Raw genomic sequence first — 17,249 nt, forward strand, 5'->3', positions numbered from 1 at the left:
TTCATCCTACGTTCAGAGCTACTTCCAGTCGTCCGTCCAGCGCATCGCACACCGCGGCGGCGACGCGGTCGGTCACATCCTCGACGGTGATGTGGCGGCCGAGTTCGGCGGTCAGCGATGTCACACCGGCGTCGTCGATCCCGCACGGCACGATCGACGAGAACGCCGACAGGTCACAGTCACAGTTCAGCGCGAACCCGTGCAACGTCGTCGCCCGAGACACCCGGACGCCGATCGCCCCGACCTTGCGGGCCGGCCGGAGCCCATCGCCCGGAACCCACACACCCGAGCGTCCCTCGACGCGGCAGGTCTGCAGACCGAGATCCGCGCACACACCGATGAGTGCTTCCTCAAGGCGCCGAACGAAATTCACCACATCGAGCGGCTCGGTCAGCCCGATGATGGGGTAGCCGACCAGCTGTCCGGGACCGTGCCAGGTGATCTTGCCGCCGCGGTCCGTGTCGACGACGGGCGTGCCGTCCACCGGGCGCTCGTGCGGCTCGGTGCGCTTACCCGCGGTGTAGACAGCGGGGTGTTGCAGCAGCAGCAGGGTGTCGGGACCACCGGCGACCCGGGCGTCGGCGATCTCGCGCTGCAGCGCCCAGGCGGCTTCGTAATCGATCCTGCCCAGGTGCCGCACATCGACGGGAGCCGCGGCCGAGCGGATGGATGTCACAGCCCCGACCGTACGCCCCAGCTCCGCGGGGACCCCAGCCAGCTGCGCGGGGACCCCAGCCAGCTGTGCGGGGACCCCAGCCAGCTGTGCGGGGACCCCAGCCAGCTGCGTGGACACCGTTGTCACAGGTCTTTGGTCGCGGTGGCGTAGGCCAACGCCTCGCCGACGGTGTTGTGGTGAAAGTTGAAACCGGCGCGCTCCAGCGCGGCGGGAATGGCGCGCTGGCCCACCAGCAGTCCTTCGTCGGCGATCTCGCCGAGCAGGGTGCGCAACGCGAAACCGGGAACCATCACCGGCGTCGGCCGGTTGAGGGCTCGGCCCAGTGCCGCGGTGAACTCGGCGTTGGTCACCGGGGCCGGCCCGGTGAGGTTGACCGGGCCCGACAAGCCGTCGGTCGCCATCGCGAACAGCACCGCGCGGACCTCGTCCTCCAGGCTGATCCACGGGATGTACTGCCGCCCGTTGCCCAAACGGGCGCCCAGGCCCAGTGAGAACAGCGGTTTGAGCCGGTTCACCATGCCGCCCGCCGGGGACATGACAAGTCCGGTGCGCAGCAGCACCACCCGCGACCCGGCGGCGACGGCCGGCGCGGTGGCCGCCTCCCAGTCGGCGCACAGCCCGGCCAGAAATCCGCTTCCTTCGGGTGCGGACTCGTCGGTCACCCGGTCCCGGGTGTCGCCGTAGTAACCCACGGCGCTCGCGTTGATCAGCACCGGCACCCCGGCATCGGCTACTGCACCGGCGAGTACCTCGGTGGGCTCGATCCGGCTGTCGCGCAGGCTCTGCTTGAAGGCGCCCGACCAACGTTTCTCGCCGACGCCGACGCCGCAGAGGTTCACCACTGCGTCCACGCCGTGCAACGCCGAAGCGTCGAACTCCCCGGTGTCGGGGTTCCAGAACAGCTCGTCGCCGTTCGATGGTGCCCTGCGAACGATCCGGAGCACCCGGTGATCGGCGGCGCGCAGCGTTGAGACCAGCGCCGAACCGATCAGACCGGATGATCCCGCTATCGCGATGACGGCATCCGCCACAGTGGGGAGCCCCTCCTAACAGCTGTTACAGCCCGAGGTCGGCTTCGAAAGCACCTTCTTCGAGCCTGCGCTTGATGGTAGTCACGAACCGGCCGGCGTCGGCGCCGTCGATCAGCCGGTGGTCGTAGGTCAGCGGCAGGTAGCACACCGAGCGCACACCGATCGACTCGTTGCCGTAGGCATCGGAGATCACCCGCGGACGCTTGACGATCGCCCCGGTGCCCAGCATCGCCGCCTGCGGCGGCACCAGGATCGGGGTGTCGAAGAGCGCGCCCTGGCTGCCGATGTTCGTGATGGTGAACGTGCCGCCGGACAACTCGTCGGGCTTGAGGTTGCCCGACCGGGCCCGGGCCGCGATGTCGGAAATGGCACGCGCCAGCCCGCCCAGCGACAGGTCGCCGGCGTTGTGGATCACCGGGGAGAGCAGACCCTGGTCGGTGTCGACCGCGAAGCCGAGGTGCTCGGCGTCGTAGTAGGTGATCTCCTTGGTGTCCTCGTTGTAGCTCGCGTTGATGTTCGGGTGAACCTTCAACGCGTCGATGACGGCGCGGGCGATGAACGGCAGGTAGGTGAGATTGACCCCCTCGCGCTCGGCGAAGTCGGCCTTCGCCTGGGCCCGCAACGCCACGATCTTGGTCATGTCGACCTCGTGGGTCTGGGTCAACTGCGCAGTCGCCTGCAACGATTCGCGCGTCTTCTTCGCGGTGATCTGGCGAATCCGGTTGGCCTTCTGCGTGGTTCCGCGCAGGTGGGCCAGGGCCGGAGCCGGCGCCGACGAGGCAGCGGGTGCGGCCGCGGCAGGAGCTGCCGGTGCGGCAGCAGGAGCCTGCGGTGCCTTTCTCGCCTCGGCCGCTGCGAGCACATCCTGCTTGCGGATGCGGCCACCGACGCCGGTGCCCTTCACAGCCGCCAGGTCAACACCGTTCTCCGCGGCCAACTTTCGTACCAACGGGGTGACATACGGCGAGCTGTCACCGGCTGCGGGGGCCGCAGCTGCCGGTGCGGCGGGGGCTGCCGGTGCGGCGGGGGCCGGGGGAGCCGCCGGTGTCGGTGTCGGCTCGGGCTTGGGTGCCGGAGCCGGGGCTGCCGGTGCGGGTGCGGGTGCGGCAGGAGCCGGGGCCGGGGCGGCGGCCGGCGCTGCGGCTGCGTCGCCGATCTTGGCCAGCTCTCCGCCGACGGCGACGACGTCGTCCTCCTCAGCGGTGATCGACAGCAGGGTGCCGGCCACCGGGGACGGGATCTCGGTGTCGACCTTGTCGGTGGATACCTCGACCAAAGGCTCGTCGACGCCGACCGAATCGCCGACCTTCTTGAGCCAACGGGTGACGGTGCCTTCGGTGACCGACTCGCCCAGTTCGGGCATCACGATGCTGGTGGCCGGGCCGGATGCGGCGGGTGCCGCCGCGGGGGCGGGCGCGGGGGCGGGCGCCGGTGCGGCTGCAGCGACAGGCTCGGGGGCCGGCGCCGCCGGGGCGGGCTCAGGCTCGGGTTCGGGAGCGGCCTGCGCAGGTGCAGGCGGGGCTGCCGCGGGTGCGTCGCCGGCTTCGCCGATGACCGCAAGCTCGCCGCCGATCTCGACGGTGTCGTCCTCCTGGGCGACGATCTTCGTCAACACACCCGCGACGGGCGACGGGATCTCGGTGTCGACCTTGTCTGTGGACACCTCCAGCAGCGGCTCGTCGAGTTCGACGGTGTCGCCCTCCTGTTTAAGCCAGCGGGTGACGGTGCCCTCGGTGACACTCTCACCTAGCGCGGGCATCTGGACGGAGATGGCCATGTGTATTGACTCCTCGGACGGTCACTTGTGACGACTCGAACTCTGGCTTACCACAGCTAGGTGCACCGGGTGCGGCACCTAGGTGGATTGTCGGACCCATCCTGTCACTGCAGCACCATTCGCACTCACTCAGGGTTGCTGATCCTCTGGCACTATCGGATGAGGGTTTGCAGGGCGGTTCGTCGAACTTCCCCAGAACTGAGGAGATCCGTCCGTTGGGCCTGTTCGATACGTTTCGCCGAGGCCGGTCGGCGCGCGGATCCGGCAGCGACCAGGCTGGGGACCTGCAGTATCTGCAACGCTGGGTGGCTGAACATGTCGGGGTGGAGGCATTCGTCGAGCCCCGCACCACGGTCACCGAGGTGACTGTTGTGCTCGTTGCTGCCGACGGGGAATGGACACGGCGCCGCACGGGCGGCGAGATGGGCGCGCGTCGGCTCAGCGACCGCCTCCAGGTCCCCGTGTATGACGTGCAGAAAGTGGGGTATCCGCAACGGATGCGGGACTTCGATGCGCGTCGCCGCATCGAACGGCAGCGCGCCGTGTACCGGGAGCTCGACGACCGCTAGAGTCGAGGAAACCGATACCTCGGGTATTGGATACTGTTCGTCACAGATACCTCGTGGAGGGTGGACCATGCAGCGCTTCGTCGACAGCCCGGACGGAACCCGCATCGCGGTGTACGAACAGGGGGATCGGCAGCGCCCCACGCTCGTGATGGCCCATGGATGGCCGGATTCGCATGTGTTGTGGAACGGCGTCACCGGCGAGCTCGGAGACCGCTTCCACATCGTGCGGTACGACAACCGCGGGGCAGGGGCCTCGGATGTGCCGAAGCCCGTCAAGGCCTACCGGATGGACCGCTTCGCCGATGATCTGTCCGCGGTGATCGACGCCGTGAGCCCCGGACGCCCCGTGCACGTGTTGGCCCACGACTGGGGGTCGGTCGGGGTCTGGGAGTACCTGAGCCGTCCCGAGGCCTCCGAGCGGGTGGCATCGTTCACGTCGGTATCGGGGCCGAGCACCGATCACTACGGGTCATTCGTACGTGGCCGCCTGGCCCGCCCGTACCGGCCGATCCGGTTCGCCAAGGCGGTGAACCTGGCCTCGCGGTTCAGCTACTGGATTCCGTTCTCGGTCCCTGTTGTCGCGCCGGCGTTGATGCGGCGTGGTGCGGCGCGTCGACTGCAGGCCATCGACACCGCCGGCCCCAAATTTCAGTCCGAGACGCTCGACACTGATGCGGCGAATGGTCTGAAGATCTACCGCGCCAACGCGATTCGATCGTTCACGACGCTGCGGAACGACCACCATGTGACGGTGCCCGTGCAGTTGATCTGCAACGACCACGATCCCGTGGTGCGCGGGCACGGCTATGACGAGTCGTCCAAGTGGGTGCCCCTGCTGTGGCGCCGCGACCTCAACGCCGGCCACTGGGCCCCGTTCTCGCACTGGCGCGCCATCGCGAACGCGACGGGCGAGCTGATCGATCACATCGAGGGCGCCCCGGCATCCCGGGCGCTGCGGCGTGCCCAGGTCGGCCGGTCACGCGAATCCTTCGGCGACACCCTGGTCTCGGTGACGGGCGCGGGCAGCGGGATCGGCCGTGCCACAGCGCTGGCCTTCGCCGCGCAAGGTGCCGAACTCGTGGTCAGCGACATCGACGAGGCTTCGGCCAAGGACACCGCCGGCGAGATCGCGGCGCGCGGTGGGGTGGCACATGCCTACGGCCTCGACGTATCGGATGCCGAGGCGGTGGAGCACTTCGTCGAACAGGTCTGCAGCACGCACGGAGTACCCGACGTGGTCGTCAACAACGCCGGAATCGGCCACGGCGGCAAGTTCCTGGACACCCCGGCCGAGCAGTACGACCGGGTGCTGGATGTGAACTTCGGCGGAGTCGTCAACTGCTGCAGGTCATTTGCCCGCCGCCTCGTCGACCGCGGCACCGGCGGCCACATCGTCAACGTGGCCTCGATGGCCGCCTATTCGCCGTCGGCATCGATGAACGCCTATTCCACCAGCAAGGCTGCGGTGTTCATGTTCTCCGATTGCCTGCGTGCCGAATTGAACTCGGCGGGAGTCGGTTTGACCACGATCTGCCCGGGCATGATCGACACCAACATCATCGACACCACCCGCTTTGACGTGCCCGCCGAGAAACAGGGCCAGGTCGAGCAGTTGCGGGCCCAGACCAAGAAGGCGTTCGCCGCGCGGCGCTACGGCCCGGACAAGGTGGCCAAGGCCATCGTCGCGGCCGTCCGAAAGGACAAGGCGATCCGCCCCGTCACCCCGGAGGCCTATGCGGCATACGGGGTGGCACGGCTGGTGCCCTCGGCGCTGCGCCGGGTCGCGCGTTCGGGATCGCTCTAACCGCTACTGCGGATACGCGGTGAGGTATTCGCCGACGGGGATCCGCGATTCGGCGGCATACCCGATCGGCAGCAGCACATCACCGGCGGTGGTGACGTAGTAGACGTCCCAGCGGTAGTACGCGCCGAACGCCGCGGGATCGGCGGTCATCGCGGCGGCGTAGTCAGTGACCGCCCGCACGTACTCGTCCGCGTTGTTGTACCGGAACAGGGCGTGGTCGGGATCGCCTGCAAAACCGTTGGCGGCCAGGTAATTCCCGGCGGCCATGATGCTGTCCCGAGGTGAGTGGATATCACCGCCCAGGCCGTACGCCGCGAAGGTGGACGGCATGAACTGCATGGGGCCCTGCGCTCCGGCCGTGCTGTCACCGACCACGCTGCCGAAGTGTGTCTCGATCAGATTGATCGCGGCCAGGTATTGCCAGCCCACGCCGGAGGCCGCCTCGGCCTCGCGGTAGGCGCTGAGCAGCACGTCGGCCGGAGTCGGCGGGTTGATGCGCCACGCGGGCAGGGTGTCCTTGGGTTCGGCAAGCGTGGCGAGTTGCCGCCGCGCATCGACATTGTGGTCGTAGAACGCGACAAGTTCGGCCGGGATACGCGGCCGGATGATCCCGTCCCATTCGGGGTGACGGCCGATTGCACGGTAGGCCACCTGTTGGCGGCGGGCGGCCTGCGTCAGCGTCGGCTCCGGAGTCGACGGGTCGCGCAGCGCGCGCTCGTCGGCAACGAGGTCCTCTGCCAGCCGGACGGGGTCCGGAGCCAGGCGCGGCTGCGCCGGGGCGGCCGGCGGCGGGGGAGCCGCATGCGTCGTCGACGTCGTCGTGCCAGGCGGAGTGGATGGCGGCGGGCTCGATGAGTCCGAACAGCCGGCGAGCCCCGCGCCCAACGTGAACGCGATCGCGAGATGCTGGGCAATTCTCGTCATCGTGTTCACGGTGGGCGGGAACATGACTAGCCGTTCGCGGCGATATCTTCCAGGACCGCGAACATCGTGCGCGTCGGCACTCCGGTGCCGCCCTTGGGGGTGTAACCCCAAGGGCTCCCGGTGTTGTAGGCCGGGGCAGCGATGTCGATGTGTGTCCACTGGACCCCGTCGGCGACGAACTCGCGAAGGTACGTGCCCGCCACCAGCATCCCGGCAAAGCGGGACCCGCTGACGTTGGCCAGATCCGCCACCGAGGATTTGAGATCGTCGCGCAGTTCCTCGGGCAACGGCATGGCCCAGGCATTTTCGCCCACGGCCTGCGACAGCGTCGCGACCCGGTCGCGGAACTCTTCACTGCCCATCACGCCCGGCGTGCGGGAACCCAGCGCGACGGTCTGTGCACCGGTCAGAGTCGAGGTCTCGATCAGGTAGTCCGGATCGTCCTCGCAGGCCCGCACGATCGCATCGGCCAGGATCAACCGGCCCTCGGCATCGGTATTGAGCACTTCGACGGTGATCCCGCCGTACTGCGTGAGCACGTCGCCCGGGCGCTGCGCCGTCGCCGACGGCATGTTCTCGGCCATCGGCACGGTCGCGATGACCTCGATGGGCAGTTTCTGCCTGGCCGCCAGCACCACGGTCGCGATGACCGCCGCCGCGCCACCCATGTCTGAGGTCATGTGATGCATATTGGCGGCCGGCTTGATCGAGATGCCGCCGGTGTCGAAGGTGATGCCCTTGCCGACGAGCGCGACGCGCTTGCCCTTCTTGGTGGTGCCCCGGTGGATCAACCGCACCAGACGCGGCGGACGCGAGGAGCCCTTGCCGACCCCCACGATGCCGCCATAGCCGGCCTTGGTCAGGGCCTTGTCGTCGAGCACCTCGACCTCAAGCCCGGCGGCCTCACCCAAAGCCTTTGCCCACTTGGCGAATTCGTCGGGGAACAGGTGGCTGGGCGGGGTGTTGACAAAGTCGCGAGCAGTAGCGACCGCCGAAGCGATGTCCACCGCGCGCTGTGCCTGCGCCTTCGTCGCCGCCTTCGTGTCGGCGGTCAGCGCGGTGATCGCAGTCAGGCCTGCGTCTTTCGGCGCGGTCTTGGCGCTACGGAAGGCGCTGAATCGGTAGGCGCCCAGGATCAGGCCCTCGACGGCGGCTTCCAGGTCGATGTCGGACAGCGTGGTGATGACCGTCTCGGTGCCGTTCAGCGACCGCGCGGCGGTACCGGCGGCCCGGCGGATCACGTCGGCGGGCCACTCGTCGCGCGGCGCGCCCAGGCCGACAACCAGCACGCTCGCAGCCGCGACACCACCCACCACCACCCTGGTGACCTGGTCGGTGCCCCCCTTTGCGCCGAGTGCCTTGAGCGCGACCTCGATCTCGCCGACCGCCTCGGCGTCGAGAAACGGGTTGGCGACGACGGTGGCGGTTGCATCGTCATCCGGCCCGCTGACCACGGGAACGATCAGCACGGCGTCGCTCTTGCTTTTGGGCAGCGACGAACTGACGGTGACATCGGGAACCTGGTAACCGGGATTTGCGGGGCTCACCCCGCCCACCCTAGACGCAGCGGATACGCCGTGACCGGTGCGGCGAACCCCTTCAACGTCAGAGAGCGAGCCGCCGCGAACGCCCGTTCATCAAGGAGCTCACACAGCGGTTCGGATACCAGGATCTGGCTGGGTTCGGCAGCGGCGACGAGACGGGCTGCCCGATTCACCGGATTGCCGAAATAGTCGCCGCCGATGGCCAGCACCTGGCCGAAATCGAGTCCGGCCCGCACCTGCAGGTTGGTCTCGGCAGCCCGAGGGTGAGTCACCAGGTCGATGGCGACCTGTAGCACCTCGGCAGGTTCGGAGCCGACCCACATGATGGCGTCCCCGATGAACTTGACCACGCGGCAGCCGGCGCCCTGCACGACCTCGGTGCTGACGGCGCTGAACTCGTTGAGCAGCGCCGACAGTTCGACGGTGGTCAACATCTGGGTCAGCGCGGTGAACCCAGACAGATCGGCAAAACCGATGCCGCACACCACATTCGACGAGTCGTCGCGGACCACGTGTTCGAAGTAGCTGCGCGCACTCATCACATGATGGCGGTGCACGGCGTCGATCATCGAGCCGATCCGCGGGATGAAGCCGGCGGCCGTCCGGTAGGCCTTGGCGGTGGTGAGCTCATCATGGCTGACGTTGAGTTGGATGTCGGGCGTGCTGGCCCGGCTCATCGACGACAGTGCTTCGGCCAACCGGGCCATACCCGAACCGATGACGCGCAGCAGGCCGGTGGCCTCGACATCGCCGACCAACACCCGCAACTCCGCCCAGGTGCGCAGGGTCTCCAGATCAGCTCGGCTGAGCGTCCTCACCTCGCAGCCGGCCACCGTCAGACCCAACGCGGCCCACGCCCGCTGAACGTCTTCCAGCGGGATGTCGATCTCGGCGGCCACGTCGGCCAGACAGTATTCCGGTGGTCCTGACCACTGCAGGACATCCCCGGCCAGTCCGAACAACCGGCCCCGGGACTCTGCCTCGATCATCTGCTCGGCGGTGAAACCCAACCCGTCCAGGTACTCGATGAGCGGGGCGCGCCCATGCGCGTCGGTGACCCCCGCGGCAGCCAGCGCATCGAAATCGACCACCAGACCAGTGTGCAGTTTGATGGTGTGATTGCGCGGGCAGATTGCGCCCGCAGATTAGGGTTGGGGCCGTGAGTGACGACCTGCTGCACGGACCGCTGGAAGACCGCCACCGCGAACTGGGAGCCAGTTTCGCCGAATTCGGTGGCTGGCTGATGCCGGTGTCCTACGCCGGGACCGTCGCCGAGCACACTGCCACCCGCGACACCGTTGGCCTGTTCGACGTCAGCCACCTCGGAAAGGCCCTGGTCAAAGGGCCCGGTGCGGCCGCCTACGTCAACTCGGCATTCACCAACGACCTGAACCGGATCGGACCGGGCAAGGCGCAGTACACCCTGTGCTGCACCGAAACGGGCGGCGTGATCGATGACCTGATCGCCTACTACGTCTCCGACGACGAGATCTTCCTGGTGCCCAACGCCGCCAACACCGCCGCGGTCGTCGCCGAACTGAAAAAGCATGCTCCCGACGGGCTCACCATCACCGACGAGCACCGCTCATATGCGGTGCTGGCGGTGCAGGGGCCGAAATCCACCGAGGTGCTGGAGGCACTGGGGCTACCCACCGAGATGGACTACATGGGTTACGTCGACGCGGAGTACGACGGCGTGTTCGTACGGGTCTGCCGCACCGGCTACACCGGCGAACACGGCTATGAGCTGCTGCCGGCCTGGGACCGCGCCGGCGTCGTGTTCGACGCCCTGGTGGCGGCGGTGCGCGCGGCCGGCGGCGAACCCGCAGGCCTGGGCGCCCGCGACACGCTGCGCACCGAGATGGGCTACCCGCTGCACGGCCACGAGCTGTCGCTGGACATCTCACCGCTGCAGGCCCGCTGCGGCTGGGCGATCGGCTGGAAGAAGGACGCGTTCTGGGGACGCGATGCGTTGCTGGCCGAGAAGCAGGCCGGCCCGGCCCGAGTGCTGCGCGGCCTCAAAGCGGTCGGTCGCGGGGTCTTGCGCGCCGATCTCGCGGTGCTCGACGGGGACACCCGGATCGGCACCACGACGTCGGGGACGTTCTCGCCGTCACTGAAAGTCGGTATCGCACTGGCCCTCATCGACACCGCCCACGACATTGCCGACGGACAGCACGTGAGCGTGGACGTCCGTGGCCGCGCTGTCGAATGCGAGGTGGTGAAGCCGCCGTTTGTGGCCGCGAAAACACGTTAGCCTCGGGCGATACAATCGCTGCATGACTAGCGGCCAACTCGAGTTCACGGTTTCAGCCAACGCGAATCCGGCGACCGATGCGGTACGCGAATCGATCTTGGCCAACCCGGGTTTTGGCAAATTCCACACCGACCACATGGTGGCCATCGACTACACCGCCGGGCAGGGCTGGCACAACGCACAGGTGATCCCGTACGGGCCGATCGAGCTCGATCCCTCGGCCATCGTGCTGCACTACGCGCAGGAAGTGTTCGAAGGACTCAAGGCCTACCGGTGGGCGGACGGCTCGATCGTGTCGTTCCGGCCGGAGTCCAACGCGGCGCGACTGCGTACCTCCTCACGGCGGTTGGCCATCCCGGAACTTCCCGAGGACGTGTTCATCGAATCGCTGCGCCAGCTCATCGCGGTCGACGAGAAGTGGGTGCCCGAGGCCGGTGGGGAAGAGTCGCTGTACCTGCGGCCGTTCGTGATCGCCACCGAACCGGGGCTGGGCGTGCGTCCCGCCAACGAATACCGCTACCTGGTGATCGGCTCGCCGGCCGGGGCGTACTTCAAGGGCGGCATCAAGCCGGTCAGCGTGTGGCTGTCACACGAGTACGTGCGCGCCTCACCCGGCGGTACCGGTGCCGCCAAGTTCGGTGGCAACTACGCGGCCTCGCTGCTCGCGCAGGCGCAGGCCGCCGACAACGGGTGCGACCAGGTGGTGTGGCTGGACGCGCTTGAGCGTCGCTACGTCGAGGAGATGGGCGGGATGAACCTGTTCTTCGTCTTCGGCAGCGGCGGTACGGCCCGGCTCGTCACCCCGGAGCTGTCCGGTTCGCTGCTGCCGGGAATCACACGAGATTCCTTGCTGCAGTTGGCCACCGACGCCGGCTTCGCGGTCGAAGAACGCAAGATCGACGTCGCCGAATGGCAGAAGAAGGCCGCCGCCGGCGAGATCACCGAGGTGTTCGCCTGCGGGACGGCCGCGGTGATCACCCCGGTGTCGAGGGTCAAATACGGCAGCTCCGATTCGCCGGAAGAGTTCACCATCGCCGACGGGCAGCCCGGCGAGATCACCATGGCCCTGCGCGACACCCTGACCGGGATCCAGCGGGGCACCTTCGCCGATACCCACGGCTGGATGGCCCGGCTGAACTAGCGGTTGCGTCTGCTTTGTCACGCCAGAGTGGCTGCCGACCTCGAGCGTCACGCCAGCGTGACAACCGGGCGCGGTGTCGCGAATGCCGGGGATGGGCGTGACGGCAGCGAGGCGTCAGCAGGTCAGCGAATCGCCAAACCGAGCGCCGTCAGCGTCGTCGTCACCTCGACGGCGGCACCCAACACGTCGCCGGTGATGCCGCCGAACCGCCGCACGCAGTGGGCGACCAGCAGCACCGAACAGCCCACCGCCACCAACACCACGACCGGGCCCTGCCACATCCGTGCGCCGGCCCACGCGGCCGTCGCGGCGACGGCGATCACCCACGCGGCCACCACGGCCATCGGTTGACTGCCCGCCACGGCACCACCCAATGAGCTGCCGGCCGCCGCGGGCACTGAACGGCGGCAGGCGACGACTGCCGCAACGCGGCCGGCGGTGACGGCGACGACGATCGCTACCGCGTCGAGCTGGGCGAATGCCATTGTCTGACAACCGATCACCACGATCACCGCGGCGACGCCGAATGGTCCGGCCGAACCGTCCCGCATAACCGCCAGCGCCCGCTCCGGAGGGCCGTAACACCCCAGACCGTCCACGGTGTCGCAGAACCCGTCGATGTGCAGCCCGCGGGTGGCCAGCAGAAGTACGGCCACCGCCAGCAGGCCGGGCAGTGCAGTACCGGTGCCGAAGGCCCACTGGCCACCGGCCACCACCGCGGCCGCCAGCGCGCCGAGCGTCAGGCCGACCACCGGCAGGGCGGTGAGCGCTCCGCGGCCGATGCCGGCCGACGTTCTCACCGGTAGCACCGTGCCGAACGCGAAGGCCCCGCCGAGCGCGGAAATCATGATGTTGATTCAGGCGGTCCGGCCACTGCAGCCTCATCGAAGGTGGCCATCGAGGCCAGGGTGGCGATCGCGGCCCGCAGGATCGGCAGCGCCACCGCGGCGCCGGTCCCTTCGCCCAGACGCATGCCGAGGTCGATGATCGGTTCCAGCCCCAACTGGGACAGCGCAAGGGTGTGGGCCGGTTCGGTCGACCGATGGCCGGCCTGCCACCACGCCTGCGCGCCCGGTGCCAGGTTCTCGGCCACCAGGGCCGCGGCCGTCACCACCAAGCCGTCCAGCAGAACCGGGGTGCGCCGCACCGCGGCCTGGGCCAGGAACCCGGCGATCGCGGCCAGGTCGGCGCCGCCGCACATCCGCAACAGGCCCAGCGGATCGGCGGTCACGGTGCGGGCCCGGTACAGCGCGTCGCGCACTGCGCCGGTCTTGCGCATCCAGCCGAGATCGTCGATGCCGGTGCCGCGGCCCACGACGACGACGGGTTCGGCGCCGGTCAGTGCCGCCACCAAAGTTGTTGCAGCCGTGGTATTTCCGATTCCCATATCGCCGGCGATGAGCAGGTCCGCTCCGGCGTCGATCTCCTCGTCGGCGATCTGGCGGCCGGCGTTGACCGCCGCCACCGTCTCCTCGGCGCTGAGTGCATCTTCGACCGCGATGTTGCCGGAGCTGCGGCGCACCTTGTGGGCGCCGATCGCGGGAGACAGCGGTTGATCGCAGTCGACGGCGATGTCGGCGACCCGCACGGTGGCCCCGGCCACCTCGGCCAGCACGTTGATCGCGGCCCCGCCGGCGTCGAAGTTGGCCACCATCTGGCCGGTCACTGCGGACGGGAACGCCGAAACCCCCGCGGCGGTGACCCCATGGTCGGCCGCGAAGACCACGACGCGGGCCCGGGTGAGCGCCCGCGGCGGGCATACGCCCTGGCACGAGGCGGCCCAGGCCGCGAGGTCTTCCAGTCGGCCGAGGGAACCGGGCGGTTTGGTGAGCCGGGCCTGACGGGCCCGCGCCGCCGCGGCCGCCTCGGCGTCCGGGGCGGTGACCGGGGCGAAGACCGGATCCAATTCCGTCATGACGGCTCCTTCACCGTGAGCGGGTGGCCGGCCACGACCAGCACCACGCGGTCGCACACTGCGGCCAGGCGCTGATTGACCGTGCCCAGTTCATCCGCGAACCGGCGTCCCGCCTCGGTCGCGGGGACCACGGTCAGTCCGACCTCCGGACTCACCAACACCAGGGGAGCGGCGAACGCATCCACCGCCTGAACGAGGGCGTCGACTTCGGGGCCCACCGGTGTTCCGGTCCAGGCATCCAGGCGGTCCATGGTCGCGGTGAGCCAGCCACCGATGTCGTCGACGAGCGTTGCGGTGCCCGGTGCTCCACCCAGATCGGCGGCCAGGTCCGTCGTTTCCACGGTGCCCCAATGCCCGGGGCGGCGGGCCCGATGCGCGCTGATCCGGCCGGCCCAGGCCGCGTCGTCGTCGGCGGCGCGACCGGTGGCCACGTAACGGACCGGCGCCCCTTCGGCGGTGTGCGCAATGGCCGATTCGGCCCACTGGGACTTACCCGATCGGATACCGCCGAGCACCAGGGTGCGCACTCGTCAGGCCGCCTGGAACGGCATCAAGAGATCTTGTCGCCGCGCTCGACCACCGGTCGTGGTGCCCGCATACGACGCAGCTGCGATGCCCGGCTGGCCGCGTAAAGTCCCAGCTTCCAACCACTTTCGGTGTTGTCAGGGAACTTGTCATCCACCATGCGGTTCACCTTGCGGCCGACGAGCACGCCGTCGACCAGCATGATGACCACCAGGATCAGCATCGCGTAGGACAGGATCTGCTGGAACTTCAGCGATGGCAGCGCCAGCATGAAGAAGATCATGGCCAGCGCCGCAGGCATGAACAGGCCGAGCACGTTGCGGCGGGAGTCGACGACGTCACGGACGTAGCGGCGAACCGGGCCCTTGTCGCGGGGCAGCAGGTAGGACTCGTCGCCGGCCATCATCTTCTCGCGGCGATCGCTCATGTCGGCCCGGCGGGTGAGACGCTCGATCTTGCGCTCTTCCTTCGACAACTTCGGCCCGCGCAGTTCCTTGCGCCGCGCCCGCGCTTCGGCGGAGGTCAGCGGAGCCGGGGCCACCGGCCCGCGTCGTTTGGTGGCGTCGTTGCGCTTGGGCGTCGGCCTGCCCTTGGGCGCGGTGCCCGCCGTTGATTCTGCGGACCCGCCCGCGCTCGTGACCTCGTCGGTCCCGGCAGGTTCGCCTTCGTTGTCGTTCTTACGGCCCAGCAGCTTCACGACTGCCAGGCTACTGCCCGCCGTAGGGGGCCCGGCCACATGCCCCGGCCTGTGGATAAGTCGGGAATAGCGTCGGAACAAGGTACCGTTGAGGTAGTAGACGCGTGGTACACCCGCGCGTTTCCGGAGGACTTCAGCTGTACCGGCATCGGAGATGCCCAGGGCTTAGGGAGAGCTATGACTGTTCAGGACGCCACTTCCACCGAAACCCACGGTGCGACCCTGTCCGATGCTGCGGCGACGAAGGCGAAGGCGCTGCTGGACCAGGAAGGCCGCGACGACCTCGCGCTGCGTATCGCGGTGCAGCCGGGCGGCTGCGCCGGCCTGCGCTACAACTTGTTCTTCGACGACCGCACCCTCGACGGTGACCTCAACGCCGAGTTCGGCGGCGTGAGGCTGGTCGTGGACCGGATGAGCGCGCCGTATATCCAGGGCGCCACCATCGACTTCGTCGACTCCATCGAGAAGCAGGGCTTCACGATCGACAACCCGAACGCCACCGGCTCCTGCGCCTGCGGCGACTCCTTCAACTGACGTGAGCTGACGCCCAGCGGTCAAAACAGGCCGCTGGTGCGCAGCACATACGAGCACACCAGAATGTGCTCGTTCTTCCCGTCCCTCTGCACCAGTAGCTGCGCCACGCCCTGCTGTTCCTCATTCATCGGGCGTTGTCCGCGTGCGGACCCGCTGGCCGGCGCCACCCGCATGGTGAACAGCACCTGGGTTTGGGTGGCCGACCACGGCACGTTCATGTCGATGGCTGTCACCTCGACATGGCTGAACTGCTTGCGGAATGCGTCGCTGGCCAGACTGGCCACCGCGAGGTCAGCCCGACGGTCCTTGACCCCGTCGTACAACCCGCACAGGGTGTGCCGCGCGATCGTTTCGCCGTCCCCGTCGATCAGTGCGTCCAGGTATTCCTGGATCGCGGCCTTCGCCTGCGCGTCGGAGACCACCACCGGTGCCGAAGCTCCGCGGCGGCCGGTGACCAGCACCGCGGTGAGCACACCTCCCAGCGCCGCCACCACCAGCAGGGCGGCCAGAATTTTCGGCCAGCGCCGCCGCTTCGGGTAGGGCACCGGTGGCGGCAGTGTCCCGGGGTAGGCAGACGGCGCGGTCGGCGCCGGTTGGGGATACTGCTGCGGCGGAATCTGCTCGGGGTACTGGTAGGAACCAGTCATCAAATGACGCTCCCCGCGTGATCTGGAGGTGGGTCAGCCGTCTACGGTGACCGGGAATACGGTTATACGCAGGTTAGCGCAACCCGCGAAGTGCGACCGTGCGTGCAGATCGCCAAAAGACTTGCGCGGGTACTGTTATGTAGCCGACTTAACGAAATGAGGGGTGCACTACGTGACCATCGCAGTTACCGGATCCATCGCGACCGACCACCTGATGCGGTTCCCGGGCAAATTCTCCGAGCAACTGCTGGCCGACCACCTGCAGAAGGTGTCGCTGAGCTTCCTGGTCGACGATCTGGTGATCCACCGTGGGGGAGTCGCGGGCAACATGGCCTTCGCGATCGGCATTCTCGGCGGTGACGTGGCCCTCGTCGGGGCCGCAGGTCAGGATTTCGGTGAATACCGGGCCTGGTTGGAAGGCGCCAATGTCGACTGCGGCAGCGTGCTGATCTCCGACAGCGCCTACACCGCCCGCTTCGTCTGCACCACCGATGAGGACATGGCCCAGATCGCCTCGTTCTACCCCGGTGCCATGTCGGAAGCCCGCAACATCTCCCTGGCCGATCTGGTGGCCCGCGTCGGGAAACCGGAGTTGGTGATCATCGGCGCCAACGACCCCGAGGCGATGTTCCTGCACACCGAGGAGTGCCGCAAGCTCGGCCTGGCCTTCGCCGCCGACCCGTCCCAGCAGTTGGCCCGGCTCTCCGGCGAGGAGATCCGCCAGCTCATCAACCGCGCCGCCTACCTGTTCACCAACGACTACGAGTGGGACCTGCTGCTGCAGAAGTCGGGGTGGAGCGAGGCCCAGGTGATGAGCCAGATCGGCATGCGCGTCACCACCCTCGGCGCCAAGGGCGTCGACCTGGTCAGCTCCGACGGCACGTTCGTGCATGTCGGCGTGGTGCCGGAAAAGCATCAGGCCGATCCCACCGGTATCGGCGACGCGTTCCGGGCGGGCTTCCTGACCGGTCGCAGTGCGGGATTGGGCCTGGAGCGCTCGGCTCAGCTGGCATCCCTGGTCGCGGTCCTGGTGCTCGAGGCGACCGGTCCGCAGGAATGGACCTGGGACGCGACCGAGGCAGTGCAGCGGCTCACCGACGCCTACGGTGCCGAGGCAGGCGCCGAGATCGGCAAGGCGCTCGGTAACTAGCCTGCCGAACAGTCACCCGCAAGCGGGTGGAGCCCCCAGCAAAACTGCCCCAAAACCA

The 17,249-nt window shown here is 68.4% G+C and carries 17 protein-coding genes; 6 read left to right on the plus strand and 11 right to left on the minus strand.

The genetic code is table 11. From position 1 onward, the window contains the following. Position 1: 1 nt before the first annotated feature. From lipB to sucB, 3 genes are all read right to left on the minus strand, one after another. A complete protein-coding gene (gene lipB, locus JOF57_RS06780; RefSeq protein WP_209915119.1) occupies positions 2-676 on the minus strand; it encodes a lipoyl(octanoyl) transferase LipB in 675 nt (224 codons plus the stop codon). 122 nt (positions 677-798) lie between these two features. Continuing rightward, positions 799-1,707: a TIGR01777 family oxidoreductase gene (locus tag JOF57_RS06785; protein ID WP_209915122.1), complete on the minus strand. Its 909-nt coding sequence runs from the start codon at positions 1,705-1,707 to the stop codon at positions 799-801. 25 nt (positions 1,708-1,732) lie between these two features. Continuing rightward, entirely contained in the window at positions 1,733-3,484 is a 1,752-nt protein-coding gene (gene sucB, locus JOF57_RS06790) for a 2-oxoglutarate dehydrogenase, E2 component, dihydrolipoamide succinyltransferase (protein WP_209915125.1), read from the minus strand. A gap of 215 nt (positions 3,485-3,699) precedes the next feature. Here sucB and JOF57_RS06795 point away from each other — a divergent pair, with 215 nt between their 5' ends. Next, positions 3,700-4,053, plus strand: coding sequence for an oxidoreductase (locus JOF57_RS06795; RefSeq protein WP_209915128.1), 354 nt, complete (start codon positions 3,700-3,702; stop codon positions 4,051-4,053). Positions 4,054-4,120: 67 nt separating this feature from the next. Further along, positions 4,121-5,857, plus strand: a complete 1,737-nt coding sequence (locus JOF57_RS06800; protein ID WP_209915131.1) for an SDR family oxidoreductase — start codon at positions 4,121-4,123, stop codon at positions 5,855-5,857. A gap of 3 nt (positions 5,858-5,860) precedes the next feature. Here JOF57_RS06800 and JOF57_RS06805 read toward each other — a convergent pair whose 3' ends face one another. Genes JOF57_RS06805 through JOF57_RS06815 form a run of 3 tightly spaced genes read right to left on the minus strand, consistent with a single transcriptional unit; the run spans position 5,861 to position 9,416 of the window. Next, positions 5,861-6,781, minus strand: coding sequence for a lytic transglycosylase domain-containing protein (locus JOF57_RS06805; protein WP_209915133.1), 921 nt, complete (start codon positions 6,779-6,781; stop codon positions 5,861-5,863). A gap of 26 nt (positions 6,782-6,807) precedes the next feature. Further along, on the minus strand, positions 6,808-8,328 hold the full coding sequence (locus JOF57_RS06810) for a leucyl aminopeptidase (protein WP_307869974.1): 1,521 nt from the start codon (positions 8,326-8,328) through the stop codon (positions 6,808-6,810). Next, the gene (locus JOF57_RS06815; RefSeq protein WP_209915138.1) at positions 8,325-9,416 is read right to left on the minus strand and encodes an adenylate/guanylate cyclase domain-containing protein; all 1,092 of its coding nucleotides are present in this window, start codon (positions 9,414-9,416) and stop codon (positions 8,325-8,327) included. Before JOF57_RS06815 ends, JOF57_RS06810 begins: the two co-directional genes overlap by 4 nt. A 68-nt stretch (positions 9,417-9,484) precedes the next feature. On the opposite strand from JOF57_RS06815, the gene gcvT reads away from it, so the two are divergent. Continuing rightward, a complete protein-coding gene (gene gcvT, locus JOF57_RS06820) occupies positions 9,485-10,582 on the plus strand; it encodes a glycine cleavage system aminomethyltransferase GcvT (protein WP_209915140.1) in 1,098 nt (365 codons plus the stop codon). 22 nt (positions 10,583-10,604) lie between these two features. Beyond that, positions 10,605-11,723, plus strand: a complete 1,119-nt coding sequence (locus tag JOF57_RS06825) for a branched-chain amino acid aminotransferase (protein WP_209915143.1) — start codon at positions 10,605-10,607, stop codon at positions 11,721-11,723. Positions 11,724-11,845: 122 nt separating this feature from the next. Here the strand turns inward: JOF57_RS06825 and JOF57_RS06830 are convergent, their stop codons facing one another. Genes JOF57_RS06830 through JOF57_RS06845 form a run of 4 tightly spaced genes read right to left on the minus strand, consistent with a single transcriptional unit; the run spans position 11,846 to position 14,860 of the window. Continuing rightward, positions 11,846-12,571, minus strand: coding sequence for an adenosylcobinamide-GDP ribazoletransferase (locus JOF57_RS06830; protein WP_209915146.1), 726 nt, complete (start codon positions 12,569-12,571; stop codon positions 11,846-11,848). Further along, on the minus strand, positions 12,568-13,638 hold the full coding sequence (cobT, locus tag JOF57_RS06835; RefSeq protein WP_209915149.1) for a nicotinate-nucleotide--dimethylbenzimidazole phosphoribosyltransferase: 1,071 nt from the start codon (positions 13,636-13,638) through the stop codon (positions 12,568-12,570). Before cobT ends, JOF57_RS06830 begins: the two co-directional genes overlap by 4 nt. Continuing rightward, the gene (locus JOF57_RS06840; RefSeq protein WP_209915152.1) at positions 13,635-14,165 is read right to left on the minus strand and encodes a bifunctional adenosylcobinamide kinase/adenosylcobinamide-phosphate guanylyltransferase; all 531 of its coding nucleotides are present in this window, start codon (positions 14,163-14,165) and stop codon (positions 13,635-13,637) included. Before JOF57_RS06840 ends, cobT begins: the two co-directional genes overlap by 4 nt. A gap of 23 nt (positions 14,166-14,188) precedes the next feature. Continuing rightward, the gene (locus tag JOF57_RS06845) at positions 14,189-14,860 is read right to left on the minus strand and encodes a DUF3043 domain-containing protein (protein WP_209915156.1); all 672 of its coding nucleotides are present in this window, start codon (positions 14,858-14,860) and stop codon (positions 14,189-14,191) included. Between the two features lie 177 nt (positions 14,861-15,037). Here JOF57_RS06845 and JOF57_RS06850 point away from each other — a divergent pair, with 177 nt between their 5' ends. Continuing rightward, positions 15,038-15,394, plus strand: coding sequence for a HesB/IscA family protein (locus tag JOF57_RS06850; RefSeq protein WP_209915159.1), 357 nt, complete (start codon positions 15,038-15,040; stop codon positions 15,392-15,394). Positions 15,395-15,414: 20 nt separating this feature from the next. On the opposite strand, the gene JOF57_RS06855 is transcribed toward JOF57_RS06850, so the two are convergent. Next, positions 15,415-16,041: an Rv0361 family membrane protein gene (locus JOF57_RS06855; protein ID WP_209915162.1), complete on the minus strand. Its 627-nt coding sequence runs from the start codon at positions 16,039-16,041 to the stop codon at positions 15,415-15,417. Between the two features lie 172 nt (positions 16,042-16,213). Here JOF57_RS06855 and JOF57_RS06860 point away from each other — a divergent pair, with 172 nt between their 5' ends. After that, entirely contained in the window at positions 16,214-17,191 is a 978-nt protein-coding gene (locus tag JOF57_RS06860) for a carbohydrate kinase family protein (protein ID WP_209915165.1), read from the plus strand. The last annotated feature ends 58 nt before the right edge of the window (positions 17,192-17,249 follow it).

The sequence above is a fragment of the Mycolicibacterium lutetiense genome (assembly GCF_017876775.1).
Taxonomy (GTDB): Bacteria; Actinomycetota; Actinomycetes; order Mycobacteriales; family Mycobacteriaceae; genus Mycobacterium; species Mycobacterium lutetiense.